Annotated in this window: 24 protein-coding genes; 5 read left to right on the top strand and 19 right to left on the bottom strand. The window is 65.2% G+C overall.

Going from position 1 to position 25,036, the window contains the following annotated elements; translation table 11 throughout:
- The first annotated feature begins 11 nt into the window (after positions 1-11).
- Positions 12-215 (top strand): DUF1289 domain-containing protein, encoded by a 204-nt coding sequence (locus tag ML401_RS13030; RefSeq protein WP_211418212.1) that lies wholly within the window; start codon positions 12-14, stop codon positions 213-215.
- A gap of 28 nt (positions 216-243) precedes the next feature.
- Positions 244-798, top strand: a complete 555-nt coding sequence (locus ML401_RS13025; RefSeq protein ID WP_211418213.1) for a TIGR02281 family clan AA aspartic protease — start codon at positions 244-246, stop codon at positions 796-798.
- Positions 799-829: 31 nt separating this feature from the next.
- On the opposite strand, the gene ML401_RS13020 is transcribed toward ML401_RS13025, so the two are convergent.
- Genes ML401_RS13020 through dctA form a run of 3 tightly spaced genes read right to left on the bottom strand, consistent with a single transcriptional unit; the run spans position 830 to position 3,559 of the window.
- Positions 830-1,669, bottom strand: coding sequence for a bifunctional allantoicase/(S)-ureidoglycine aminohydrolase (locus tag ML401_RS13020; RefSeq protein ID WP_194407420.1), 840 nt, complete (start codon positions 1,667-1,669; stop codon positions 830-832).
- A 30-nt stretch (positions 1,670-1,699) separates the two neighbouring features.
- Positions 1,700-2,200, bottom strand: a complete 501-nt coding sequence (locus tag ML401_RS13015) for an ureidoglycolate lyase (RefSeq protein ID WP_259205630.1) — start codon at positions 2,198-2,200, stop codon at positions 1,700-1,702.
- 24 nt (positions 2,201-2,224) lie between these two features.
- Positions 2,225-3,559, bottom strand: a complete 1,335-nt coding sequence (gene dctA / locus ML401_RS13010) for a C4-dicarboxylate transporter DctA (RefSeq protein WP_194407418.1) — start codon at positions 3,557-3,559, stop codon at positions 2,225-2,227.
- A 202-nt stretch (positions 3,560-3,761) separates the two neighbouring features.
- Here dctA and ML401_RS13005 point away from each other — a divergent pair, with 202 nt between their 5' ends.
- Complete coding sequence (locus ML401_RS13005) at positions 3,762-4,658, top strand: LysR substrate-binding domain-containing protein (RefSeq protein ID WP_194407417.1); 897 nt, start codon at positions 3,762-3,764, stop codon at positions 4,656-4,658.
- Between the two features lie 161 nt (positions 4,659-4,819).
- On the opposite strand, the gene ML401_RS13000 is transcribed toward ML401_RS13005, so the two are convergent.
- From ML401_RS13000 to ML401_RS12950, 11 genes are all read right to left on the bottom strand, one after another.
- Positions 4,820-5,329, bottom strand: coding sequence for a DUF2249 domain-containing protein (locus ML401_RS13000; protein WP_259205628.1), 510 nt, complete (start codon positions 5,327-5,329; stop codon positions 4,820-4,822).
- A gap of 30 nt (positions 5,330-5,359) precedes the next feature.
- Entirely contained in the window at positions 5,360-6,181 is an 822-nt protein-coding gene (locus ML401_RS12995) for a CbiX/SirB N-terminal domain-containing protein (RefSeq protein ID WP_285812174.1), read from the bottom strand.
- Positions 6,165-7,730 (bottom strand): cytochrome D1 domain-containing protein, encoded by a 1,566-nt coding sequence (locus ML401_RS12990; protein ID WP_285812173.1) that lies wholly within the window; start codon positions 7,728-7,730, stop codon positions 6,165-6,167. Before ML401_RS12990 ends, ML401_RS12995 begins: the two co-directional genes overlap by 17 nt.
- On the bottom strand, positions 7,708-8,916 hold the full coding sequence (gene nirJ, locus ML401_RS12985; protein ID WP_285812172.1) for a heme d1 biosynthesis radical SAM protein NirJ: 1,209 nt from the start codon (positions 8,914-8,916) through the stop codon (positions 7,708-7,710). The genes ML401_RS12990 and nirJ overlap by 23 nt, the downstream gene beginning before the upstream one ends.
- A 15-nt stretch (positions 8,917-8,931) precedes the next feature.
- The gene (locus ML401_RS12980) at positions 8,932-9,408 is read right to left on the bottom strand and encodes an AsnC family transcriptional regulator (protein WP_285812171.1); all 477 of its coding nucleotides are present in this window, start codon (positions 9,406-9,408) and stop codon (positions 8,932-8,934) included.
- A gap of 2 nt (positions 9,409-9,410) precedes the next feature.
- A complete protein-coding gene (locus tag ML401_RS12975) occupies positions 9,411-9,863 on the bottom strand; it encodes an Lrp/AsnC family transcriptional regulator (RefSeq protein WP_285812170.1) in 453 nt (150 codons plus the stop codon).
- A complete protein-coding gene (locus ML401_RS12970; protein WP_285812169.1) occupies positions 9,863-10,846 on the bottom strand; it encodes an Lrp/AsnC family transcriptional regulator in 984 nt (327 codons plus the stop codon). The genes ML401_RS12975 and ML401_RS12970 overlap by 1 nt, the downstream gene beginning before the upstream one ends.
- Positions 10,843-12,018, bottom strand: a complete 1,176-nt coding sequence (locus ML401_RS12965) for a cytochrome D1 domain-containing protein (protein ID WP_285812168.1) — start codon at positions 12,016-12,018, stop codon at positions 10,843-10,845. Before ML401_RS12965 ends, ML401_RS12970 begins: the two co-directional genes overlap by 4 nt.
- Entirely contained in the window at positions 12,015-12,308 is a 294-nt protein-coding gene (locus tag ML401_RS12960) for a cytochrome c (RefSeq protein ID WP_285812167.1), read from the bottom strand. Before ML401_RS12960 ends, ML401_RS12965 begins: the two co-directional genes overlap by 4 nt.
- A gap of 7 nt (positions 12,309-12,315) precedes the next feature.
- Positions 12,316-13,095, bottom strand: a complete 780-nt coding sequence (cobA, locus tag ML401_RS12955; RefSeq protein WP_259205620.1) for a uroporphyrinogen-III C-methyltransferase — start codon at positions 13,093-13,095, stop codon at positions 12,316-12,318.
- A 75-nt stretch (positions 13,096-13,170) separates the two neighbouring features.
- On the bottom strand, positions 13,171-14,955 hold the full coding sequence (locus ML401_RS12950) for a nitrite reductase (RefSeq protein WP_283818894.1): 1,785 nt from the start codon (positions 14,953-14,955) through the stop codon (positions 13,171-13,173).
- Between the two features lie 130 nt (positions 14,956-15,085).
- On the opposite strand from ML401_RS12950, the gene ML401_RS12945 reads away from it, so the two are divergent.
- Complete coding sequence (locus ML401_RS12945) at positions 15,086-17,164, top strand: NosR/NirI family protein (RefSeq protein WP_285812166.1); 2,079 nt, start codon at positions 15,086-15,088, stop codon at positions 17,162-17,164.
- Between the two features lie 129 nt (positions 17,165-17,293).
- Positions 17,294-18,163: an FAD:protein FMN transferase gene (locus ML401_RS12940; protein ID WP_285812165.1), complete on the top strand. Its 870-nt coding sequence runs from the start codon at positions 17,294-17,296 to the stop codon at positions 18,161-18,163.
- 35 nt (positions 18,164-18,198) lie between these two features.
- Here the strand turns inward: ML401_RS12940 and ML401_RS12935 are convergent, their stop codons facing one another.
- From ML401_RS12935 to ML401_RS12915, 5 genes are all read right to left on the bottom strand, one after another.
- Positions 18,199-18,582 (bottom strand): cytochrome c family protein, encoded by a 384-nt coding sequence (locus tag ML401_RS12935; RefSeq protein ID WP_211418227.1) that lies wholly within the window; start codon positions 18,580-18,582, stop codon positions 18,199-18,201.
- Positions 18,583-18,606: 24 nt separating this feature from the next.
- The gene (locus ML401_RS12930; protein WP_376717357.1) at positions 18,607-19,389 is read right to left on the bottom strand and encodes a Crp/Fnr family transcriptional regulator; all 783 of its coding nucleotides are present in this window, start codon (positions 19,387-19,389) and stop codon (positions 18,607-18,609) included.
- Positions 19,390-19,640: 251 nt separating this feature from the next.
- A complete protein-coding gene (locus tag ML401_RS12925; RefSeq protein WP_376717371.1) occupies positions 19,641-20,807 on the bottom strand; it encodes a Bcr/CflA family efflux MFS transporter in 1,167 nt (388 codons plus the stop codon).
- Between the two features lie 211 nt (positions 20,808-21,018).
- A complete protein-coding gene (locus ML401_RS12920) occupies positions 21,019-22,155 on the bottom strand; it encodes a helix-turn-helix transcriptional regulator (RefSeq protein WP_246776457.1) in 1,137 nt (378 codons plus the stop codon).
- A 363-nt stretch (positions 22,156-22,518) separates the two neighbouring features.
- Positions 22,519-24,966, bottom strand: coding sequence for an autotransporter outer membrane beta-barrel domain-containing protein (locus tag ML401_RS12915; RefSeq protein ID WP_285812163.1), 2,448 nt, complete (start codon positions 24,964-24,966; stop codon positions 22,519-22,521).
- Positions 24,967-25,036 lie beyond the last annotated feature (70 nt).

The following is a 25,036-nucleotide window of genomic DNA, read 5'->3' as shown; positions in this document are numbered from 1 at the left end:
ACTATGTCCGAATGAGCAAAGAAACGCCGTGCGTCGCCGTCTGCATGATCGATCCCAGGACCAAGCTGTGCTTCGGCTGCGGCCGGACCTTGCCCGAGATCGCGCGCTGGCACGCCATGGAAAGTGCCGAACGGCTCGCGGTCATGGCTCGGTTGCCGGCGCGTATGACGGAAGCCGGACTAACTCCGATCGCGCCATCGCCGCAACGCGGCTGACCGGCCTGCGCGCCTGCGGAGGCGCACGATGATCCGCTTCCTGCTCGTTCTCGTCATGCTCGCCTGCACGGCAGGCGCGGTCGTCGCCTATGGCGATCCCGACCAGATCGCGCGCGCCAGCCACAAGGTCTCGCACATCTTTCGCACGCAGCCGGTGGCGCTTGCCCCTGCGGTGCAGATCCCGCGCGGCCAGGGCGGCGAATTTGCACTCAAGGCCAAGATCAACGGCGTTGCGGCGCCAATGGTGATCGATACCGGTGCGACGTCGGTGGTGCTGACCTGGGAGACCGCGAAAGCCATCGGGCTCCCCCTCGAGATGCTCGAATACGATGTCGATCTCGAAACCGCGGGCGGCCATACCAAGGCGGCCCGCCTCACGCTCGACCGTCTCTCCGTCGGCCATCTCGTCGAAAAATCAGTGCCGGCGCTCGTCGTTCAGCGTGGGCAAATGAAGACCAATTTGCTCGGCATGAGCTTCCTCGACCGTCTGGAGAGCTGGGGCGTCCGCGCCGACAAGCTGATGCTGACCGGCTATCCCGAGCTTCAGAGCAGCCACCGCCGCTCGCGCACCGCGATCGACTAGATCGCAGCGGGACGCAGCGCCACGGCCCGGGCTAGATCAGCGGAGCTCCCTGCCGCAGATTCATGTGGCGGTTGACGTCCTTGTAGAGAAGGTAGCGAAACCGGCCAGGGCCTCCTGCGTAGCACGCCTGCGGGCAGAAGGCGCGCAGCCACATGTAGTCGCCGGCCTCGACCTCCACCCAATCCTGGTTGAGACGGTAAACCGCCTTGCCTTCGAGCACGTACAAGCCGTGCTCCATGACATGCGTCTCCGCGAACGGGATCGTCCCGCCTGGCTCGAACGTCACGATGGTGATGTGCATGTCGTGGCGCATGTCGGCGGGGTCGACGAAGCGCGTCGTCGCCCACCTGCCCTCCGTGCCCGGCATTGCGACCGGTTCGAGCGTGTCCTCGTTGACAACGATCGCTTCGGGCGCCGCCAACCCCGGCACGCGCTGATACAGCTTGCGGATCCAGTGAACCTGCGCAGGACCCTCGCCGCGATTGCGAACGCTCCAGGCGCAGCGCGGCGGCAGATAGGCGAAGCTGCCAGGCCTCAGCTCAAATTCTCGCTCGGACAATTTGAGGGTCAGCTGGCCGCCCGCGACGAACAGCGCTCCCTCCGCATCATCGTCCGGTTCCGGCATGTCGCTGCCTCCGCCAGCTGCGATCTCCATGAGATAGTGGGAGAATGTCTCGGCGAAGCCGGAGAGCGGTCGCGCCAACACCCAGACGCGCGTGTCGTCCCAGTGCGGCAAATAGCTGACGACGATGTCGCGTTGCACGCCGCTCGGGATGACCGCATAGGCGTTGGTGAAGACCGCGCGGCCGCTCAGGAGATCCGTCTGCGGCGGCAGGCCACCCTGCGGTATGTGGTAAGTGCGCGACGACATGATCAAGCCTCGAGTTATCGACAGGATATATCAGCTTGCAGCTGGGTTGAAACCGAGCTGTATCGTCTCACCCAGCCACACTTCTTCGAGATTGTCGCCGTCACCCTTGCGGTCGACGACGAGGAACGGGCTTCTGTCCTTGAGCACCAACAGCGGGTGGTGCCAGCAATTTCGGGCATAATTTACGCCCTGATGGCCTTTTGCTGCGAACGCCCGGTAGCTCGACGAGATGTGCGGATCCGCGCAGACAACGACCAGCCAGTCCGCCCCGTTCAAAGGCATGAACATCTGGCTTCCCAGCGGATGGCGCTCCATCAGGCTGATCGCGATCGGCGCCGGCCGCACCGAGGCGACAAACCAGCTGATGTTGACCTGTCCGCCTTCCGCGGCAACGTCGATATTGGCGAGCCCGTTGAAGCGCTGAGCGTAGCCCTGGTTGATCGAGAGGGGCGTCTTCCCATCCGTCTCAACGACGTCTCCGAACAGGGCGAACGCCTGCTTTGTCAAAGGCTCGATCGCGAGTGTCACCATTGGGGGCCTCAAGCGCTACCGTGCTCAAAGGGTCTGCAGGCCCGCGACGGGAGCATCGGCATTAGCCGGATCGACCCGCAGATTGTCAACCGAAGGATCAATCTCGCCGTTCAGAATGCGACGCGCCTTGGCGTGATCGAGGTCGCCCTCCCACGAGGCGACGACGACGGTCGCGACGCAGTTTCCGACATAGTTGCCGAGCGCGCGCGCGATGCCGATGAACCAATCCACCGACAGGATCAGCACCAGTCCAATCGCCGGGATGGCCGGAATGGCGGCGAGCGTCGCAGCGAGGACGACGATGGCCGAGCCCGGCACACCATGAGCGCCCTTGGAGGTGAGCAAGGCGACGCCGAGGATGGCCAGGAGATCGCCCGTGGCAAGCGGCGTATTCGTCGCCTGGGCAATGAAGATTGCCGCCAGGGTCAGGTAGATTGAGAACGCATCCAGATTGAACGAGTAGCCGGTCGGGATCACGAGACCAACGGTCGATCGCTTGATCCCGAGCAGCTCGAGCTTGCGCATGGTCTGCGGCAGCACGCTGTCGCCCGCGGCCGTCCCGAGCACGATCAACAGCTCTTCGCGCAGATAGGCCAGCAACTTGAACAGGCTGAACCCGGAGAGCCGCATGATCGCTCCGAGAACGACGACCACGAACAGAACCACCGCCAGGTAGAACAGGGCAACGAGGCCCCCGAGCTGCTTGAGCGAACCGATGCCGTACTTCCCCACGGTGAAGGCGATTGCACCGAAGACGCCGATCGGCGCGAGCCGGACCACGAAGTTCATCATCTTGAAGATGATCTCGTTCACCCGCTCGACGAACTCGACCACGGGTTTCGCGCGCTCGCCACACAGCGACACGGCGCAACCGAACATGATCGAGACGATCAGGACCTGCAGAACGTCGCCGGAGCTGAAAGCGCCTACAAGCGTCGAAGGAATGAGCTTCATCAGGAATTCGGAGACACCCCCGCCGGCGACCTGGGCGGCGGTCTGGCTGAACCCGCTGAGCGCCTTGGCGTCCAACGCCTTCGGATCGATGTTCATGCCGGCGCCCGGCTGGAAATAATAGGCGAGCGCAATGCCGAACACCAAGGCGACCGTGGTGACGACCTCGAAATAGACGAGCGAACGAATGCCGACCCTTCCAACCTTGGAAAGATCACCGGCCGCCGAAATACCCTGCACGACGACGCAGAACACGATCACCGGCACCAGCATCTTGATCAGCTTGATGAAGCCGTCACCCAGAGGCTTCAGCTGCACCGCGGTGTCCGGATAGGCGACGCCGAGCGCAATGCCGGCGGCGAGCGCGACGACGACCTGGAAGAAGAGTGACTTGAAGATCTTGGGCATGAAGATTTCCTCGCTCGCTGCACGTCGATCTGGCTTGGTCGGCCGAAGCCTTCGCCATTCTTGTCATTGGCAGCGACGCGAGGTCGCCGCGGAGGGAGCGTTTCGCCGCGACGGCACGCGTGGAAGGCTCCATCGGTCATTCGTTGACCAGGTGCGACATTAAGTCCAATATATAGAACGACAGGATTGATAGGTTTTCACTATGGATCTCCGCCAGCTTCGGTACTTCATCGCCGTCGCCGAAGAGCGCAGCTTCACCCTCGCCGCCCGGCGCCTGAACCTGTCGCAGCCGCCGCTCAGCCAACATATCCAGGCCCTCGAGGCAGAGCTCGGGACCCGGCTGCTCTACAGAACCAGCCGCAAGGTGGAGTTGACGCAGGCGGGAGAAGCCATGCTGGTGCGGGGCCGCGCCATCCTGCAACAGGTCAAGGCCGCGGAGGACGAGGCACGGTCGATCGGCGCCGGCTTGATCGGAACGCTGGATGTCGGAGCGACCGGCTCGATCCTGCGCGGCCGTCTCGCAGAGCTGCTCGCCGCGTATCGGAAGGTCGCTCCGCAGGTGAGGATGACCGTGCATGAGCAGGCCCCGGCCCTGCAGATCGCGGCGCTGCTCAGCCGCACGACCAACATCTGTCTCATCCGTGGAATTCCCACCGAGCGCGACCTGACCAGCAAGCTTGCATGGCGGGAAGAGGTCGTCATCGCAATGCCCCGCACCCATCAGCTGGCGCGCCGCAAGCGCATCGCCCTCGGTGAACTGGCGTCCGAGGATCACGTCATCCTGGATCCCAATAGCTCCGATTTCGCACGATACGTGCAGACGTGCTGCGTCGATGCCGGCTTCCTGCCAAAGGTGTCCCAGCAGGTCGTCGACGCCCAGTCGATCCCGAGCCTGATCGCCGCGGGTTTCGGTGTCGCGCTCGTGCCGCAGTCGATTGCCCGCTTCACCACCGCCGACATCGCATTCCGTCCGGTCAGACCCTCGCCGCCCACGGCCGACGTGTTCCTGGTCTTTAGGGCGGACGAGACGTCGATGGTGGTGCACAACTTCATCAAGCTCGCGCTTCGATACCTGAATCCTCGGAAGGGGCTGGGGTAATGCCCCGCGATGTTGAAGCGCACATCCCAGCCGCAGTACCGCAGCGTGGGCAAAGCGACTTGTCCGCCGTAGCTCGAAGAGCGAAGGCGGAAGCGTGCCCACGCATCTTTCGCGACGGAGAGAGAGCTCGTGGGCACGGCGCAAGTGCGCCTTTGCCTACCCTACGAGACTGACGGCGCCCGCACCGTCAGCTCGTAGGTCACGCCGTCGGGCAGAAAGCCGCCGAGCCAGTTGTAGCCCCTCTTCTCCAGCTGCGGGAACAGGAACATCGGCTCGCGGCTGAGGAACGCGGTCAGCGTTTCTCCGGGCCCCAGCGTCTCGGCCGCGGCGAGGATTTTGGTCATCGGCTCCGGCGGATCGAGCTGTCTGGTGTCGAGCCGGATCTTCGACTCCGGCCATTGGATGCTGGGCCGCGCTTGCGGCGCCAGCGCTTCGGCAGGTGCCCCGGTCGGGGTGAACAGCACCTGCCAATCGCCTCCGCCGATCTCCGTAGCGGAATGGGCAAAGCCCTTGCCGGCCATCACGTCAAACAAGGGCACGGGCTTGAAGGGCGCGTACAGCCGGATGCCCTGGCCCGGTTTTGCACTTTCAACAGCGGCCATGATCGTCGAAAAAGGCTCGCCCCCGGCGCGCAGGATCGGACGAACATCGACGTCAAGATACTCCGTCATCTCTCGTCCCTTTCCTGCAACGCCGCGCCATCAATCGACTGAAACCGCCCAGCCTCCCGGCGCCGGCGCAAGCGACGACGGCTCCGCGACCTGCACCGCGCCTGCGTCTTGCAGGGCCGCGATCACCGCCCGTGCGACGAGGTCCTCGATCCCAGGCCCGCTGCCCATGATGCCCGCGAACACGATGTCGCGGCGGCCGAGCCGCGCAACCAGCTTCGGCGCATCCTTGGCGCCATGCAGGCCTTCGCCGGAGAACAGGCCAAGGACGATCGCGGGCCCGCTGATCGATGCCGCGGCCTCTTCGAGCGACGGCTGCTCTTCCAGGAACGAGACGACGACCTTTCGGCAGACCGCGTGCGTCTCGATCTCGCGCGCGACCTGCTCGGTGGCCTGGCGCGAGGCCGGATTGCGCTTCGAGCCGTGCGCCAGCAGGACGAAGGTGCAGTTCTCCGGCGCGAAACCATGGTCGCCCGCGCAAGCCACGGCCTGATCGCACAGCAAATCCGGCAGGCCTGGATCGAGCCCGAGCGGCGGCAGCATGTCGATCCTGCGGCCATCGCCTCCGGCTTCGTCGAGAAGCTGGACCAGACGGTCCCGGGTGAAATAGCCGCTGGAGGCAAATAGCGGATAGACCAGGATTCGACCGGCCGTCAGCGTCTCCAGGGCTTCCCGGATGCCTGGTGTGCCCGAGATGAAGCCGACGGCGACCTCGGCCACCAGACCGCGCGCAGCCAGCGCGTGCGCAAGCTGGAACGCGCCCGTGTTGCCGGCACCAGGCCGCCGCTCGCCATGGGCTGCCAACAGCAATGCGATCGACGGGACGCTGCCCGGCTGCTCAATGACTGGTGCCATCGGAAAACGTGATCTTGTTCCAGACGTTGTATTTGCCCGAAGGACGCGACATCGGAATACGCTTCACCTCGGTAAAGGTTGCCGCATCATAGACCACCAGCGCGCCCTGGTCTTCCCAGATCGACACCAGGGCGTAGCGCCCGTATCTGTCGAATTCGACATGCGCAGCGGTCTTGCCGGGTTCCGGCGTAACGCGACGGACCACTTCCAGCGAGCGCTTGTCGATGATTGAGAGCGTGTCCTTGCCGGCGCCCATCATGCTGTCGGTCCAGGCATAGGGCGTGTTCTCGTGGCTCCGCATGAAGAAGCCGGGGCCAGGCGTCTCGATCACCTTGATCTGCGACCAGTCCTGCATGTCCAGCACGCTGATCTTGCCGGCTTTCAAGAGCGGCGTCGCCATCACCAGCCGGCCGTTCCACGTCCAGGAGATCCCCGAGCCGAGATGGGGCAGCCCCGGCAGATCGAGCTGCTTGATATCGCGCCCGACCGTCAGGTTGACCACGATCGCCCTGCCCTCGCGCGCCGAGCCGATCAAATTGCGATAGGGCGGATCGAAGAAGAAGTCGTCGAGCGGCTCCGGGGTCTCGATCCGGCGCAGCGCGAAGAGCCCCTGCGAGGACGGCAGCGCCTCGATCATGCCCTTCTCGTGGCTGTGCACGAAGCCGGCATAGACCGGGCCGGCGTTCGGATCGGTCGCGATCTCCCAGATCTCCGGAACATCCTTCAGCGCCGCGATGAAGCTGTTGCGCGAGGGCGCCTGGTACACCGCCGAGACCCGCGAGGACGTCCCCAGGCGGTCCTTCACGTCGAAGATCTTCTCGACCGACAGATCGTCCGCCGAGAGCATCACCAGCGTGTGGGGCAGATAATTGGCGACCGCGATGTGCTTGCCGTCGCGCGAGATCGCGATGTTGCGCGAATTGATTCCGGCGCGCACCTCGGTGAGCATGGTCAGCGTCCAGAGATCGTATTTGCTGACCCAGCCGTCGCGCGACATGAAGAACACGTAGCGCCCGTCGGGGGTGAATTTCGGACCGCCATGCAGCGCAAAACGCGTCTGAAAGCGCGCCAGCGGCTCGATGCGGTCGCCGTCCAGGATCGTCGCGTGGTGATCGCCGGCCTCGACCACGACGAAAAGGTTCATCGGGTCAGCTTCGAAGCGCGGCCGCTCCAGTGGCGGCGCCTTGGCATGCACGACGCGGCTGGCGTCGATCTCGGCCGCGCCCCAGGCCGGCACCGTGGGCAATGGCGATGAGACATAGGCCACGAGCGCCGCGATCTCGTCCTTGGAGAGCTTATTGGAAAAGCCCGGCATCTGGGTGGCGGTCCGTCCGTCGGCAATCACCGCGGCGGCCCGCGCGCCCATCATGCGGCCGAGATTTTCCGGGAGCAGCGCCGGTCCGAGACGGCCAAGCCGGTCCGCGCCGTGGCATTCGGCGCAATTGTCCGCGAACAGCTTTGCCGCATCCGGCTCGGCGCGCGCAGGACCTGCCAGCACGAGGAGCGCGAGAGCGAGGAGAATGCGATCAAACAGAGAGCGGCGCTTCATGACGTGTTCCGCGATAGATGCTGGTCTTGACCCGGTCGCTTGGCCCCGCAAGGCCGATCTCGGCATCGCTGAGATAACAGCCGGGATCCTCCGCCCAGGCGTCGCCGGTGATCCGTTGGGCGCGCACGCGGGTGTTGCCGTTACAGATGTCGAAATAGGCACAGCCGCCGCACCGTCCGGAGACGTGACGCGGCTTCTGCTTCAGGCCCGCCATGATCGGATCGGAGGTGTCCGGCCAGATCTCGGAGAAGGCCCGCGTCTTCACGTTGCCCAGCGTATGGTGCCACCACATCGTGTCCGGGTGCACATTGCCGAGATTGTCGATATTGGCGACGTTGACGCCGGAGGAATTGCCGCCCCAGCGCACGAGTTTTGCGCGCAAGCTCGCCGCGCGATCGGGAACGGTTCGCTCGGCCCAATGCAGCAGGTAGACAGCGTCGGCATCGTTGTTGCCGGTCACGATCTCCATCTCGCTGCCCGACTGCGCCCAGCGCCAGGCACGTGCGATCACCATGTCCATGCGATCGCGCGTCGTCTGCCACATGGCGTCGTCGCCGCGGTTCTTGTTGCCGCGGCCGGCATAGACGAGGTGCGAGAGGTAGAATTTTGGAAAGTTCTCCTGCTCGACCAGATCGAGCAGGCGCGGCAGCTCGGCCGCGTTGTCCTCCGTCATGGTGAAGCGGACGCCGACCTTGATGCCGCGGTCGCGCAGCAGCCGTAGGCCGTTCAGCGCCTCCTGATAGGCGCCCTGCTTGCGGCGGAAGCGGTCGTGGGTCTCGCCGATGCCGTCGAGGGAGATGCCGACATAGTCGTAGCCGATGTCGCGGATGCGGTCGGCCATGGCGGCGTCGACCAGGGTGCCGTTCGACGACAGGCCGACATAGAACCGCATCGCCTTGGCGCGCGCCGAGATCTCGAAGATGTCGCGCCGCATCAAGGGCTCGCCGCCCGACAGGATCAGCACCGGCACGCGGAACGCCTTGAGGTCGTCCATCACGCCGAACACTTGCGCGGTGGACAGCTCGCCGGGAAAGTCGACGTCGCCCGAGATCGAGTAGCAGTGCTTGCAGGTGAGATTGCAGCGGCGGATCAGGTTCCAGATCACGACGGGTCCTGGTGGCTGCCGAACCGGCCCACTCGGGGCCGGCCGGTCCAGCTCGCGTAAGTATTGGCTGAGGCGAAACATGACCGGCTCCCGTCGTCAGGCGGCAATGCGAAGGCCGGTCTTCTTCAAGATCCGGGTCGAGAACAGAACCTCGTGGGCCCGCGCGCCGGTACCGACCAGCACGGCGATCTCGGCGACCTTCGCCCGAACCTCGTCGCGGGTCCGGCCATGGACCATGGCAAAGAGGTTGTAGGGCCAGAGCGGCAGATGACGCGGCCGCTCATAGCAATGCGTGACGAAATCGAGCGCGCCGACCCCGGCGCCGATATCGGCAACGGCCTCATTGGCGATGTCCCATACGGACATGCCGTTGGCGGTGGTGCCGAGCGCATAGTGATTGGGGATCGCCCCGATGCGGCGGATCGCCCCGTCGTCGAGCAGACGCGCGAGGCGGCGGACGATTTCGGCCTCGTCGAGGCCGAGCTCGTCGGCGAGCGCGCGGTACGGTTCGGCGACGAGCGGTAGACCTGCCTGCGTGGCGGCGATCAGCTTGCGATCGATGGCATCGAGCATGTCTAGACCTCCACGCGGAAACCGACGAAGAACTCGCGCGTCTTGGGCATCGCGCGCACGGCAAGGCCCGTCTCCCGCTCGATCTCCGCAATCACCTGATCGATGCGTTCGGGAGCATCGGTCGACACGACGAACCACATGTTGAGCTCGTGATCGCGCTGGTAATTGTGCGCGATCTCGGGATGGGCGTTGACGAGCCCGGCGACCTCGTCGAACCGTTCGGGCGGAACGGCGATGGCGGCAAGACAAACGGCGCCGCCGAGGGCTTCGGCATTCCAGAGCGGCCCGAAGCGGCTGAGCTGCCCGCCGGCGAGCAGATTGCCGATCTCCTCGATCATTTCGCCTTCGCTCAATCCCAGCTGCGCGCCGGCATCGCGGTACGGCTGGTGCGTCAGGGGGAAGCCGCCCTGCAGGCCGTTGATGATTGCCCTTTCGGTCGGGTCCAGCGCGCGCATCAATTCGTGTCCTTGGGCCGCGAGAAGACCGCGCCGCGCTGCTTGAAGCAGCGCTTCGAGAACAGCACGGCCTGTTGCATCAGGCCGGTATCGGCGAGCAGATTCACTTCGTCGAGCGCGGCATAGGCTTCGTCGCGCGATCGCGCATGCACCATGCAGAACAGGTTGTACGGCCAGACCGTCGGCCGGCGCGGACGCTGGTAGCACAGCGTCACGCTGGGATGTCGGGCGAAAATCGCGGCGACATCGTCGATGATCTCGTCCGGAATATTCCAGACCGCCATCGCGTTCGACCGGAAGCCGAGCTTGTCATGGCGCACCACGCAGCCGAAACGCGTCACCACGCCGGCGGCGACCAGGTGCTCCAGCCGCGCGATGACCTCGTCCTGGCCGAGCGCGAGCTGATCGGCGACCGCGCGATAAGGATGCTCGACCAGCGGCAGTCCGTTCTCGATCGCGGCGAGGATGCGCTGGTCGCGCGGATCGGGGCGATAGTCCCCGGCGGCCGGCGCCGTGCGCTTCTGCGCGCGCGGCTCGCGCAACGAAAAGCCGAGGCCGAGATGATAGGCCTGCACCATCGGCAGATCCACGACGGGCAGCCCCGTCTGCGCCTCGATCCTGTCGATGGTCTCGGTGATCGCCTCGGCATCGCCGCCGGCGACCACGAACCACAGGCTCAGATCGTGCTCGCGCTCGTAATTGTGCGTGACCAGCGGCTCGCGGCTGACGATCTCGGCGACCTGGTCGAGACGATCCGGCGGGACATGCAGCGCGGCGAGCGTGCTCGCGCCCACCGTGTTGGGGCGGACCACGGCCCCGACGCGGGAGATCAGATCGTGCGCCCGCATGCGGCGGAACACGCCGATCGTCGCCTGCTCGTCGAGCGCGGCGGAACGGCCGACGATCTCGAACGGTTTTGCGACAAGCGGAAAATCGTGCTGCCAGCGATCGATCAGGGCGAGTTCGACGGAGCTTGGCGTCATTGTCCGATCCTCGTCGCGCGTGCGGTGAAGAAGATTCCCGACGGCTTCTGCGCCAGGATCTCCGTCTTCTTCACGAAAGAAGTGGCGTCATAGACATCGATGCGATCGGCATCGCGCACCGAGACCCAGACCTCGTTGCCGCGCGGGGTGAACTCCATGTGGAGCACCGCAGGCCCGGGCGTCAGGCGATGGATCACCTTCAGCGTCTCGGTGTCGACGATCTCGACCGTGTCGTTGAAGGGGTGCGCGTAGTTCACCCAGACATGGCGCCCGTCCGGCCGCGCCACGGCAAACACCGGCTGTCCGTGGGTGGCGGTGCGTCCGACCTCCGCAAAGCTGCGTAGATCGACCGCGATCAATTCGTGATGACCGACGGCGGGAAGCAGCAGCTTGTCGCCCACCGCGCCCCAGCCTTCCAGATGCGGCATCTTGTAGACCGGCAGCGCCTCCTGGCCGCGGCCATAGCCGTTGAGGATGCGCTCGGCCTTCAGGGGCGCGCGCCAGGTATCGACGTGCACGACGCCGTCCTCGCCGAACAGACCCGCGAGATAATGGCGGCCGTCTGGCGTGACGTTGCCGTCATAAGGCAACTTGCCGACATTGGTCAGCCTGGTGATTGCAGGCGTTTCGACATTGGTGAGATCGCCGATCCAGATCTCGCCGGCGTCGTAGAGCGCCCAGGCAAAACGCCGTCCGGGCAAGTCGACCAGCCCGACCGTCTTCGAGGCCTTGCCGCCCTCACCTATGGCCGGAATGTTGGCGACGGGATCGAGCGTCCTGGCGTCGAACACCTTCACTCCGCCCGGCTCGTAGTTCGAGACCGCGATCAGCGCACCATCGTCGGAGATGGCGCCGCCGATCGAATTGCCGGCCTGCACGATGCGCTTGGCGATCGTGCTCGTGAGCATATCGACTTTGGTGAGGCCGCCGTCACGTCCGAAGACATAGGCGTAGCGCTGATCCGGCGAAAACACCGCGGAGGCATGCGAGAGATCGCCGAGCCCCTCGACACGGCCGATCGAATTGCGCTCGGTGGCGTCGACGATCAGCACCGAGCCGGTGGCGCGCTCCACCACAAGGCCGAGATTACCCGTGCCACGCAGCTCGGCTGCACTCGCGAGCATCGGCATCAGCAGCAACAACGCCAGACACCATCGCGCCATAACTCTCATGGCAGATCTCCCTGCTGCAGGCGCTCTACGATCCACCGCACGTCCGCTTCGCTCAGCAGCGGGCGCCAGGGCGGCATCGGCGTGCCCGGCACGCCGTCGAGGACGATGCTGACGAGCTGGTCGCGATTCCAGGCGCGCAGATGATCCGGCGTCAGCGGCTTGCCGAGCCCGCCTTTCAGCGTCAGCCCGTGGCAGGAGCCGCAGTCCTGCCGCACCAGGCTGGCGAGCCTTGCGGCATTGGCATTTGCTTCGCCCGCAGCGGCCTGCCCGATCGCAACGACTGACGCCAAGGCGACGCTAGGCCACAACTGAGATCGCCTCGCAAGTTGCCGCATCGCTCCGCGCGCTCCGTTCTGACGCGAGCCCTGCGACCTTTCCGATGATGAAAAGGACGGGACCGCTGAAGGAGACGTCTTTCAGAGCGACCGGAAGCGCCTCCAAGGGAGCACATATTCTGCTTTCCTGCGGCGTCGTACCTTGACACACCGCAAGCACCGGAGTGGTTCCCGGCAATCCCTGCGCGATCAGGTTGCGGACGATCTCGGGAATATTGGCCAGGCCCATATAGACGACGAGCGTCGTGTCGGGATCGGCGAGGCTCTTCCAGTCGAGATCGAGCGGCTCGTTCGCCTTGCGATGGCCGGTCACATAGCGCACGCCGGAGGCCGTGCCGCGATGCGTCAACGGCATCCGCGCGGCCGCGGCGCAGCCCTGTGCCGCAGTAATGCCCGGCACCACCTCATAGGCAATGCCTGCCAGCTCGAGCTCGGCTGCTTCCTCCGAGCCGCGCCCGAAAATGAAGGGGTCGCCGCCCTTGAGCCGGACGACCGTGCGGCCGGCGCGCGCCAGCCGGACCAGCATCTCGTTGATCTCGTCCTGCGGCACCGGGTGATGGGCCGCCTGCTTGCCGACATTGATCTGCAGCACCCCGTCCGCGATGGTCGACAGGATCTCCGGCGGCACCAGACGGTCATAGACGACGACGTCGGCCTCACGAATCGCGCGGACCGCCTTCAGCGTGAGCAGCTCCGGGTCACCGGGACCGGCGCCGACGAGATAGACCTTTCCAACAGCCATGATGCGCTCCGCCGAAAACCATCTGCGAAAAGGCAGGCTGGTGCGGCGATCGCTCGCCGCACCAGCCCATGCTTGTCAGTAGACGTCGTTACGGGTGTTGAAGACGTTGAACTTGCCGGTCGGGGTGACCAGTCGCCGGTCACGAATGACCGTCTTCAGGGTCAGCGTCTTGTCGTCGACGACCACGATGGCGGAGTCCTGCGCCTTGTTGTTCCAGACCGAGAACCAGATCTCGGTGCCGTCCTTGTTGTACTCGCCCTGCACCACGCGGCGCGCGCCTTCCGAGATGCCGGACCACTGACCGATCGGCAGCACCTTGTAGGTCGGCTTCTCCTTGGCGAGATCCTTGATCTTGAACACCGCAACCGACGAGGAAATCTCGGCGTCCGTGTTCAAGGGCGTGTCGACATAGAGGTTCTCCGACTTCGGATGCGTCTTGATGAAGAGCGATCCGCCGCCCTGCCCGTCGACCGTCTGCACGACCTTCCAGGCGAACTGCTTGTGCTTCTCGGGATCGGTGCCGATGAAGGAGATATGCTCGCTGCCGAGATGGCTCGTCGCCCACACCGGCCCGAACTTGGGATGCTCGAGGTTGGCGCCGCGTCCGGGATGCGGGGTCTGGCCGCCGGTTTCGACGACGCCGACCAGCTTGTCTTCCTTGGTGTCGACGATCGCGACCTTGTGGCGAGCGTTCGCAGCGACCAGGAAGTAGCGGCCGGTCTTGTCGAAGCCGCCGTCATGCAGGAAGCGCTCGGCCTCGATCGACGTCACCTTCAGGTTCTTGAGGTCCTGATAGTTGACGAGCAGGACCTGGCCGGTTTCCTTCACGTTGACGACGAATTCCGGCTTGAAGTGCGAGGCCACGATGGAGGCCACGCGCGGCTCCGGGTGATACTCCTGCGTATCTTCCGTCATGCCGCGGGTCGAGACCACCTTGATCGGCTCGAGCGTCGCGCCGTCCATCAGCACGTATTGCGGCGGCCAGTAGGCTCCGGCGATCGCAAACTTGTCCTCATAGCCTTTGAACTTCGAGGTTTCGACCGAGCGCGCCTCTGTGCCGATCTTGAGCTCGGCCACCGTCTGCGGCGGGTCCATCCAGAGGTCGATCAGGTTGAGCTTGGAATCGCGGCCGATGATGTAGAGATAGCGGCCCGACGCCGACATGCGCGAGATGTGCACGGCATAGCCGGACTTGATGATGTGCTCGATCTTCTTGGTGGTGCCATCGATCAAGGCGATTTCACCGGCATCACGCAGCGTCACCGAGAAGAGATTGTCGATGTCGAGCTTGTTCATCTTCTTGGTCGGACGCTGCGCGACCGGAACCAGAACCTTCCAGCTGTCCTTCATCTCCTTCATGCCGAACTCCGGCGGCTGCGCCGGGGTGTTCAGGAGGTAGCGCGCCATCAGGTCGATGTCGGCCGCCTCGAGCTGGCCCGAGGTGCCCCAGTTCGGCATGCCGCCGGGCGAGCCATAGGTGATGAAGTCACGCAGATAGTCGAAGCCGAGCTTCTTGGTGAGATCCGGCGTCAGCGGCTTGCCGGTCGCGCCCTTGCGCAGCACGCCATGGCATCCGGCACAACGTTCGAAATAGATCTGGTTGGCCTTGTCGAACTCGGCCTTGGTGAGGTTGGGATCGCCCGGCTTGGTGCCGGGCTGCTCGGTCGTGCCCTTGCCGAGAACGTCCAGGCTCGGCTGGTACTGGCCGCCCGGCGTCGTCTTGTGCTGCTCGACGTCGGCAGGTTTCGGCGCCGGGGCCTGCTGCTGCGCGTAGCCGGCCGTCGTCGCACTCAGAAGCAAAAGGCCCGCTGCGGCTACGCCGCCCGCAAGCTTTGGAAACAGGGAAGCTCGGCCTCGCATTACATTCCTCCAGCATGAGAATCCGATGGGAGCCTTATGCAGGGAATTCGACGAACTCTCCTTGACCGCGGTTAATCGCAACATTGATCCACCTCAATGCGCGCGGCCAACAACGCTGCCTGATCCCAGCATGCGATCGCCTGGAATCATCTCCGCCGCCGCACGGCATGTCCTGTCCGCGCTGGCGGCGCTCGCGTCGATGGTGTGCGCTGCAAACGCAGCCGATCTCAGCGTCGCCGCGAAGTTCTTCTCCGAGCCCGTCGTGATCGATCGTGCCGACGGCAAGCCGCCGGCGGCGATCGTACGTGCCGCAGACGGGCGCTTGCTCGGCTACGCCTTTTCAAGCCTCGATGTCTCCGGCTCTGTCGGCTACGCAGGCCGGCCGCTCGACATCGTCGCGGCCGTGACGCCCGATGGCATCGTCGCCGGCGCGGAGATCGTCGCGCATGAAGAACCGATCCTCGTGATCGGGATTCCCCGCGATGCGCTCGCGGCCTATGTCGCCAATTTCCGCGGCTTCGACGTGCGCGGCGGCACCTCGCTCAAACCCGCCGGCGAGTCTGCGCGCGGGCCGCACGCCGTCGCCGGCGCGACCATCACGAGCACCGTGATCCGCGATGCGATCGTGCGCTCGGCACGCGCCGTGCTGCGCAGCCGCACCAATGCGCCGGAGCGGGCTGCGCGGCTCGACCGCGAGACCCTGCGCCGGTTATCCTGGTCCTCGCTGCTCGCCGAGGGCGCGGTGGAGCGACGGCTCGTGAGCCGCGGCGAAGCGGCAAAGCTGCTCGGGACGCGGGACAATGAACCCGACAAGGCCTTCATCGATCTCTGGATGGCGCTCGCCACGCCGCCGCCGATCGGCGAGAGCCTGCTCGGCCAGCGGACTTACGAAAGCGAGACGGCGAAGATCGGCCCCGATGACGACCTGCTCCTGATCGGCGCATCCGGGCTCTATTCATTCAAGGGCACGGAATGGCGCCAATCCGGGACCTTCACCCGGATCGAGATCGTCCAGGGTTCGCGGACCCTGCGTCTCAAGCCGGCCGATCATACGGCGGTGGAGTCGCTGCACGCCGCCGGCGCGCCGGAGCTGCGTGAGATCGCGGTGTTCCGCATTCCGCAGGCGAGCGGCTTCGATTCGACCAAGCCGTTCCGGCTCGACGTCGATCTCGGCGCCGGCGCCGCAGCGAGCGGCGCCACCCTGGTCTCGCTCGATTATCGCATTCCCGATCGCTATTTGATCGCCGCACCTAGCGAGCCGCCCGCGGCATCGACGACGGCCGCGCCCGCTCCGGTCCAGACGGTGTGGCAGGAGATCTGGTGGGCGCGACGCTACGAGATCGGCGTGCTCGGCGCGATGCTGACGGTGCTGGCGGGCATCCTGATCTTCCAGGACGCGGTGACGGCACACGGCGTGTTTTACCACCGGCTCCGGACCTTCTATCTGCTCACGACACTGGTGTTCCTCGGCTTCATCGCCAACGCGCAGCTCTCGGTCGTCAACGTCCTGACCTTCATCCACGCCCTGCTCTCCGGCTTCCGCTGGGAGCTGTTCCTGCTCGATCCCCTGGTGTTCCTGCTCTGGAGCTTCGTCGCATTCAGCATGCTGTTCTGGGGGCGCGGCGTGTTCTGCGGCTGGCTCTGCCCGTTCGGCACATTGCAGGAGCTCACCAATCAGCTCGCGCGCCGGCTCGGCATCAAGCAGATCGAGATCCCGTTCGGGCTGCACGAGCGGCTGTGGATGATCAAATATGTTCTGTTCGTCGCCATCCTCGCGATCTCGCTGCGCTCGATCCTGACGGCCTTCCAGCTCGCCGAGGTCGAGCCGTTCAAGACGGCGATCACCATGAAGTTCCTGCGGGAGTGGCCGTTCGGCGTTTACGCCGGATTGCTGCTGCTGGCCGGCCTGTTCGTCGAGCGCTTCTACTGCCGCTATCTCTGCCCGCTCGGCGCGGCGCTGGCGATCCCGGCGCGGATGCGGATGTTCGAATGGCTCAAGCGCTACCGGGAATGCGGTTCGGAATGTCACGTCTGCGCACGGCGATGCACTGTGCAGGCAATTCATCCGCTCGGCCAGATCAACCCCAACGAATGCATCTACTGCCTGAAGTGCCAGGCCAATTATTTCGACCAGGACGTCTGCCTGCATCTGAAGAAGCGCGCACAGCGGCGCCAACCATTGCCGCAAGCCCCTTCCCCGCCGTCATGAGGAGACACGATGCTCCCTGATCATCCGACACGACGCCGCGCCATCACGATCCTCGCATCGGCCGCCGCAGTCGCCATCGCGGGTCCTGCAAGCCCTGCCCGAGCCGATTTCGAATGGCGGGGCACCGCCATGGGCGCGGATGCGCGGATCCTGTTTAGCGACATCGAGCCCGAGAGTGCAAGGGGCATCGCCGCGCTGGTCGAGGCAGAGATCGATCGCCTGGAACAAGCGCTGAGCCTGTTCCAATCCGGATCGGAGCTGTGCAGGCTCAATCGTGCCGGCGCACTCGCCGAGCCGGGCGGCGATCTGCGTCGCGCCGTGGCGCTGGCGCTGGAGATCGCGGATGTCACGGGCGGCCTGTTCGATCCGACCGTGCAGGCGCTATGGGAAGCCCATGTCGATTGGTTCGCGGACAAGACCCACACCGGCCTGCCGCCGCAAGCCGTCCTTGCCGACGCGCGGCGGGCGGTGGACTGGCGGCGCGTCCGGCTCGAACCGGCTTCGATTCGTTTGGGCGAAAACCAGCGCCTGACGCTCAATGGTCTCGGCCAGGGTTACGTCACCGACCGCGTGGCGGAGCTGCTGGCGGCCAAGGGGTTCAGCAACCTCCTGGTCGATCTCGGCGAGATGCGGGCGCTTGCCCCTCAGCGCGACGGATCGCCATGGCTGATCGCGCGCAGCGGCGCCGCCCCGCTGCATCTGGGGGAAGGCGCCCTCGCCACCTCCGAAGCCTCGGGCTGCGTGCTCGGTGCCGAAGGCACGGCGCATCATCTGTTTGATCCACGCAGCGGCCGCAGCGCCGCGCATTGGCGTACCATCACCGTGCACCATCGCTCGGCCGCAATGGCCGACGCGTTGTCGACGGCGCTTTCCATCGCGTCCGCTGAGGAGATCGAGGCCTTGCTGCCACGGTTGAGCGGCACCGCGATCTGGGCCACCGATCCGGCCGGGCGTCACTCAACCTGGGCCGTCGGCCAACACGACGGCATCGTCGGCTGAGCGACGATGCGCGCCGGTCTCCAGTTGGTCTTGGATTACTTCGTCTTGCCGTCGGCGTCGTATTGCTTGAGAAACGCCCAGAGATTCTTGGCTTCGGCCTCGTTCTTGATGCCGGCGAACGCCATCTTGGTGTTGGGCACCTTGGCCTTGGGATCCTTGATATAATCGAGGAAGCTCGCCTCATCCCAGGTGATGCCGGAACTCTTGTTCGCGTCGGAATAATTGTAGCCGGCAATCGATCCCGATTTGCGGCCGTCGAGACCATTGAGCACAGGGCCGACTTTGTTCTTCGCGGTCGCGCCGACGTCGTGACAACTGGCGCATTTCTTGAACGCGGTGGCGCCCGCCGTCACATCCTGCGCGTAAGCAGCACTGCCCGAAGCCGCAGCGACTGCAATTGCGATCAAAACACGCCTCATTTCGTCGTCTCCTGTTTGAGTGGTTCACGCCGGCACGGATTTCGCCTCGGGCCGCATCGCGCGTGGGGCGGACGGCTCGGGGCACATCATCCTCGGCTTCACGGGGCAGCGCGCGCTGATCCGGTCGCAGGCCACGAGCTTGCAGAGCTGCGCCATGTCGCGCACCACCACGTTCGAGGCGCGCACATCGACACCCACCATGCGCAGCTTGGCAAACACCCGCGAGAGCGACTCCGGCTTCAGGCCGAGCCTGCCGGCGATCAGCGATTTGTCGTATGGCAGCGTGATGGTGCATGGCCCCCTGGTACGCGGCGCGAGCGAGGCGAGAAACTCGGCCACCCTCTGCGTGGCGCTCTGCGCCATCAATTGCTCGATCTGCTGAACCATTCGATGCAGATGTTGCGACGTCGACGCGATCATCGCGATCGCGACGTCAGGCATCTGGCGAATGCAGGCGATGACGTGGTCGGCCGGAATGACCATCACACGGGCCGCAGTGACGGCGCTGGCGGTAGCTGGATAGCGGCCGGCCGTGAATGTGACCGCCTCGGCCAAGCTCTCGCCCCTGGTGAGTACGTTGAGGACGGCCTCGTCGCCGGCGGGGGTGACCCGGTACAGCTTGATCCAGCCATCCATGACGACAAAGAAGGCTTGGGCCGGCTCGCCCTGGCGAAACAGCGTATGACCCGGACGGAGGTTGAAGATGTTGGCGGGCCCCAGCAAGACCGCGAGCTCTTGCGGCTCGAGCCCGCTGAAGACGGGTATTTCCGCGGCGATCTCAAGATCAACCGGAGTGGGCGCCATCATCGTCTCATCCCTGATGCTTGATCTTGCTGCCTGACTATTGATCATTCATCGCGTCATATTTTGAGCTGGATCAATTCACCGAAGGGTCGTCTCGCCCGGCGCTCCATCAAGAGAACGGTCGGCGCGTCGGAACAGCCGCGATGCGACAATCGACCTATTTCCCTCCAAAGCTCTTTGTGGAAGCGCAAACTCCGGCGCGTTCGCAGCGTCGGGTCCTGCAGTCCCACACAGGAGAAACGAGGTCCGGCACGCTATGCATGATCGCCGATGAGCCGCCGCGACGTCCTCGAAAAGACATGCAGCAGCAGTGCGACAACAGATGCCGCCGCAAGAACGACCGTAAGTCCCCAAACCGGATCGCTGGAGAGGATTGCCGCAAGCGAGGCACCACAAGCTGCGCCCGCCATTTGCGAACAGCCGAATAACGCCGCCGCCTGGCCGGCCCTGTCGCCGAATGGCGACAGGGCCGCTGCGCTCGAAAGCGGGCTCGCAATGCCGACCCCGAACAAGAAAACCGGAACGATCATCAGAAATGAACCCAGCGCGACCTCGTCGACCAGCATCAGCCCGAGCAGCGCAACCGCTGCAACGGCGGCCAGAGCAAGACCGGCCGACGTCGCAGCTTGGCGGCCGAACCGGGCCGACAGCCTTGGTGCCAGCAGGCCGGCGCCGAACACGATGAAGACGACGCCCGCAAACAACCAGCCGAGAGCGATCGGCGACAGACCGAATCCCTCGAGAAGCACCCGCGGCGCGCTCGACAGGACTGCGTACAAGGCGGCCATGAGAAGGCCGGCGGTCCTTGCGGGCACGCTGAAGCGTGGGTCTCGAAGCAAGCCGAGATAGCAGCGGATGATCTCGAGCGGATGGCGCGGGCCGCCGACCACCTCCAGGGTTTCCCCGACGAAGGTCACATACGCCGCTCCTGCGCCGACGGCGATGGCCGCGACAAGGACGAACGCAAAGCGCCAGCCGAGGAGAAGATCGATCGCGCCGCCGAGGAGCGGTGAAAAACCCGGGGCCGCCGCGGTGGCGATCGTGATCGACGCCATCACCCTGGTCAGCGCCTGGCCGTCGAACAGGTCCCGGGCGATCGCACGCGACAAGACGGCAACAGCGCAGACTCCGGCCGCCTGAACCGATCGGCCGACCAGCAGGTTCAGGAAATCCCCCGCCAACGCGCACCATGCCGTCCCGAGCACGAAGATGCAGAGCCCGACAACGATCGGACCCTTTCGCCCGAGCCTGTCCGACAACGGACCGACGATGAGCTGCCCTCCGGCAAAGACGATCAGAAACACTGTTATGCTCGACGTCACGGCCGCGCTGGACACGCCGAGATCGACCGCGATCGCCGGCAGGGAGGGGAGGAAGATATTGGTCGACAGGAGCCCCATCGCCGCAAAGGCACAGATCACTGCTCTTGCAGCGATCCCAGTCCGTTGCTCGGGCTTTTCGGCAGCAGCCTTGCCCGTAACGACGTCGCTGCTCATTGCTGTGCCCTCGCTGTCTGACATGCGGGATTGCCGGCCTGACCGTCAGCAGCGCCGACCGGACGCCGGCAATTCTGAGCCGTTGCTCGGGGGCGTGTCGTCCTAGGAATGCACGAGAATTTGGCTGGAGAGGCCTTCAACCCGCCAGCGGCGTGGCATACTCTGCCACGAGCCTGACGAGATCGGCCTGCCGCGCCGCGCCGGTCTTTTCGAACAGGCTGCTGACATGCGTCCTGATCGTCGTGTCGGCAACACCAAACGCGTTGGCGATCTCCGGGACCCCACCGATCTCGACGACCGCAAGCAAAACGCGGAGCTCGGTCGGCGTCAGCTTGAAGGCGTTGCCGATCGTCTGCGACGCAAAGGGCATCGCCAGCAACGCCTTTCGAACGAACAGTGCGGCAACGGCGGTATGGACGATGCCGGCGCGCCGACGCGCACCCGATGTCAGGGGCAGCGCATGGGCAACATAGCGTTCGCCGTCGCTGCCGGTCAGCGGCATGGCGATGCCCCTGGTCCCGAGCGCGGCGTCGCCCTGCCCTGCGCCCGCGAAGACCTCTCGCAAGGCCCGGTCGACCTGCGTGTCACGTGCAACGAGCCGCCCGCCGACGGAATTCAGAACTGCGCATGTGGCGAGAATCGCGTTGCCGGCAGCATTCGCGTGAATGAGGCGCCCCGCCATATCGACCAGAAACATGCCGGCATCGAGCCCGTCGAGCGTATCGACGAACGTCGCGACCTCCGCCGCCCTGAACTCGAACATCCTGCCGATCAATACCGAACGCCGGATATGCGGCGCGATCAGCTTCATCTGCCGCCGCGCATGCTCGTCGGCGATGCCGTGTGCCTGATGACGAAAGACGCCGAATATCGCCGCGCTGATCGTGGTTCTGTCGACGACTGCGCTGAGAAAGTCGACCAGGCCCTGAGGTTCGGCCCACTGACGATAGAAGCCGGTCCGGGTGAGTTCATCGAGCGGGATCATATCTGCGGTCGCAACCGGCTCCTCGAGGTCACCTTGAAAATGCGCAGCGGCAGCCGGATAGATTTCGCGAAACAGCTCCACCGGCAGCGGCCTTTGAAATCCGAAGCTATGGGGGATGGTCGCGTGCTGGACGCCGACATCCTTGCAGAACAACCCACCGCCGGTACCACCGACAAACCGGGCGGTTCTTGCAATGGCCTCCTCCCACCGGGAAGGATCGATCGCGGCGTCGTAGACGATGCCGATCAGATCGCCGAACTCTCGCGGATCACCGGAATTGACTGGCACGGACAATGTCTGGACCGATCGCAGGTTTCGCGCACGTTTCAGGGGAGCCGGCGCATCTTTGGAGCCTTCCAACCCGATCATCGTCCGCTTCTTTCATGTCAAACCGCCCGCTCACACTCACTTGGCGCAGGCGCCCAGTCATCCTCCGTTCGGAGGATGACCGTCGCGAGGAGGCCGCGAGCAGGCCGTCAACGAGCGACGGTCTCCGCAACTATCACCGCCGGAGCCACTCCGCCTCCTGCAAACCTAGGAGGTCGCAGCCGTGCACCTCGCGCTCAAGCAGATGTGAGGGCTCATCGCGCGGCGCATCGTCGAAGGCCTGGAGGGCGTCACCGCCGGCCTCTGGGCGATGACGGAACCGTTTCAGAACGACACGCGAAGGCCACCTCTTGCGGTGCCGATCCGGCTCTGGTCCGACATTGCGACGCCTTCCACGGCGCCGAACAGCGTGACGTTCCTGGTCGTGCGATAATCGAAGCCGGCGCCGAACACCGCGCCCACCGTGCTGGCCTGGCCGGGTGTTGCGAACGACAGGCCCTGCCCGATCAGCACCGTGTTGAGCGTGGTGCCGCCGACACGCTGCTGCGCGATGACGCCGCCGTGCACGCTGGTCTTCAGGGTGTGGTCGCCGCCGAAGAAGCTCGTCGTACGCGACAGTTCGAACTCGCCGCGCTCCTCGAAGTTCTGCAGCGTGCGGCTGCCGACCGCAAGGTTCTGGGCCGAGCCCGCTTCGGCATAACCGTCGAAGAAGCCCGCGACGTAGCGCACGCGCGCCGTCGGCGTCAGCAGGTAGCCGTCGCCGATCTGATAGCGCCGGCCATAGGCGAGTTCCGGACTGATGTACCAGCCGTCATACGTCGCCCGCGCCGTCTCCACGGCGCCGTTGTTCAGCACCAGCCGGCTGGACCTGTTGGAGGAGCCGCCGCCCTGCACGGCGAAATCGAAGAACTGCGCGGCCCATTCGAAGCGGCTGTAGACGCCCGCGAATACATAATCCGTGTCGACGCGCTGCGAGCCGAGATCGACCGACAGCGCTCCCGAGCCGCCGCCGAGGAAGGCGCCGACCAGCCAGTCCGGCCGTATCCTGCGGTCGAGCCCGACCGCGGCGCTCCAGGCCGTGTTGGTGGCGCGCAACGTGGCCGCCGTCTCGTCCTGGGTGCGCCGGCCGCCGAAACTGTTGGCCCATACCGTGATCGGCGCCGCATCGCTCCAGCCGCCGGCGCCGGGCGCCTTGACGAAGCCGCCGGCATGGCTGCTGTCAGGCGCATAGGCCATCGCCATCATCGCGCCGTTCGCAGAGGGCTGCACGCCGCCAAGACGGCCCTGCACCAGCGACGACACGCCGCCGCTGAAATCCATCAACGCGCGATCGGCGAGCGCCAGCGCGGTCGGATCGAGCGTGGCGAGCGTTGTTCCGACTGAGGCCGCGGGATTGCTGTTGGCGTTGGAAAAGCTGGTGTTGAGCACACCGGTGAAGTTGACGAAGGACGGCAGCTCCACCGATGTCAGCGACGAGACCCGTGTCTTGGGCGCGGCGACGAGGACGTTGACGACGTCGTTGCCGAGCCCCATGTCGACCACGCCGACGATGTGCGAGCCCGGCCGCAGCGTCAGCGTGTCGGCGGTCGAGCTCAACTTGATGGCTGTGCCGCCGGTGCCGATGACGGTGCCGGAATTGTCGATGCTCGTGCCGTTGGCCGGATTGCCCGCCTCGACGCCGATATTGCCCGAGATCGTGCCGGAATTCGCGAGGTTCAGCGTTCCCGCCGCTATGCCCCACTGGCCTCCCAGGATCGACCCGGTATTCACGATCCTTGCATTGGCGCCTGAAATGACCGCTTCGCCGCTCGACATCGTGCCCGAATTGAATAGGTCGACATTGATTGCGCTGATCGCCCGGTTTCTCCCCGATATGGTTCCTGACGTGCTCACGCTGACATCGTTTGCCGAGAGTGTGATGTCACCGGACTCGATGGTCCCGGAATTCGTGACGTCGAGCCTCCCGGTTAGGACGCCAGCGCCGTCGAAGACGGCAAGTCCGAAGACGCCGCCAGAGATGAGGCCGCTGTTCTGGACGGTTGCACTTGTCGAAGCGCGAATAGCGATAAGCACGCCAGTGATGCTGCCCGTGTTCGCGACGTCGACGACGCCGCCAGAAATCCCATCCTGTTGACCTGAGATCCTCCCTGCGTTGAAGAGGGTGACGGTATCGGCGAAAATGCCGGTTCCGCCAGAGAGGGTTCCATCCGCCGTGTTGTTGACCGTGGCGGCGACGGCGGCAATGCCGGCACCGATGCTACCTCCAGCGATGGCGCCCGCATTATCGACGCTGACGTTTCCGGCCTGAATTCCGACCAAACTCGATATGCGACCGAAGTTGTGTATGATCGCGGTGCCAGTGTTGCCTGCCTTGATTCCAAAGAAGCCGCCGGTGATGACCCCATCGGCCCCGTTGGTCACGTCGACGAACGCATTGGCTTCGATTGCGGCACCGCTCGGGTCCAGCACCGAGATGGTGCCGGAGTTGTCCAACCTGACAATGTCCTGGAATTGCAGACCAGCGAGAACTCCTGTCACGGAAGCGCCTGACACGATGTTGATGGTGTTGCCGGTATCGGTGGCGGAGCCATAGCCGACAGTCCCGTTCTGGTTGTTCGTCACGCCGGTACAGGTGACGATCGCATGGTCGACCGGCGAGACCGGGTCGCAGGCCGCGGCGGCGCGGTCCGTAGATGCGGCTATCGCGATCAGGGGCAGCAGGCGGACAAGGCGGCGGCGCAGCAGATCATGACGTTGGACCAAACGTGGCATTTCCAGCTCCAGAGTGACTCGATTCCGTGTTGCCCATTCACGTACCGGTCGCGCACGACGTCCGCGTCCT

The sequence above is a fragment of the Bradyrhizobium sp. 62B genome (assembly GCF_030272265.2).
Classification (GTDB): domain Bacteria; phylum Pseudomonadota; class Alphaproteobacteria; order Rhizobiales; family Xanthobacteraceae; genus Bradyrhizobium.
This window is presented reverse-complemented; position numbering and strand designations above follow the sequence as displayed.